Here is a 1,020-nt window from a genome sequence, read left to right as displayed (position 1 = left end):
GTGGAACAGCGCGCGCCGGTTGGCCAGGCCGGTCAGGTCGTCGGTGACGGCCTGGCGGTGGCTGTCGGCCAGCCGCACCTGGTCCAGGAAGGCCAGCACGACCTTCACGGTCACGCCGCCGGCAGCGGCCAGCGCCAGCGCCACGGCCGCGCCCGGCAGCGGGCGGTGCTGGTCCACGGCGAGCAGCGCGAGGCCGCCGACGAGGACGAGCACGGGCGCCGCCATCACCGACCACCGCCGCACCGGGCGCCGCCGCGCCGCGCCGGCCGGTGCGCGGGCGGCCAGCAGCAGCAGCCCGCCGGCGGCCAGCCGGGTCAGGTCGACGGCGACGGACAGCGGCGAGACGGCCGCGACCGCGCCGGCGTGCCCGGTCAGGCGCGCCAGGTCGGCGAGGTCGGCCACGGTCAGGGCGGCGAAGGCCGCGGCGACCAGCGGCAGGCGCCGGTCGCTGCGCGGGCCCGCCAGCGCCCACGTGGCCAGGGCCAGCGCGAGCACCAGCACGTCCAGGGCGGGGCGCCCCACGGCGGCGGCGCTGGGCACCGCGCCCATGCCGGTGGCGCGGTCCAGCGGCTCCAGGGACACCGCGGCGCACACGGCCGCCAGCAGCGTGGCGGCCAGGGCCCCGTCCAGCCAGGAGCCGGTGGCGCCGCTGACCCGCTCCCTCATCAGCGCCACCTGCCCCGCCCAGAGGGCCGCGTAGCCGGCCAGCCCGGCCAGCACGAGCCAGCCGTGCCGCTGGAGCACCTGCGGTCCCACCAGGGGGCTGCCGGCGGCGGCCAGCAGCACCAGGCGGGAGGCGACGAGCAGCGCGACGCCGGTGGCGAACCACGCCCAGGGGGCGCGGCCCGGCCCGCGCACGGCGCGGGCGGTGAGGGCGGCGAGCAGCGCCACCCACAGGGCGCCCTGCGCGGCGGAGGTGACGGCGGCGGCGGGCACGAGGGAGGCGGCGGTGGCGGCGAGCGCGCCCGCGACCAGCAGCGCGGCGAGGAGCCGCCCGCGCCGGCCGGGGCGGGCGTCGGG

Annotated in this window: 1 pseudogene; it reads right to left on the bottom strand. The window is 81.8% G+C overall.

Going from position 1 to position 1,020, the window contains the following annotated elements:
* Positions 1–1,020, bottom strand: a pseudogene (locus GTR00_RS21600) (hypothetical protein); the annotation flags it as partial.

This window comes from Kineococcus indalonis (assembly GCF_009906395.1).
GTDB classification, from domain to species: Bacteria; Actinomycetota; Actinomycetes; order Actinomycetales; family Kineococcaceae; genus Kineococcus; species Kineococcus indalonis.
This window is presented reverse-complemented; position numbering and strand designations above follow the sequence as displayed.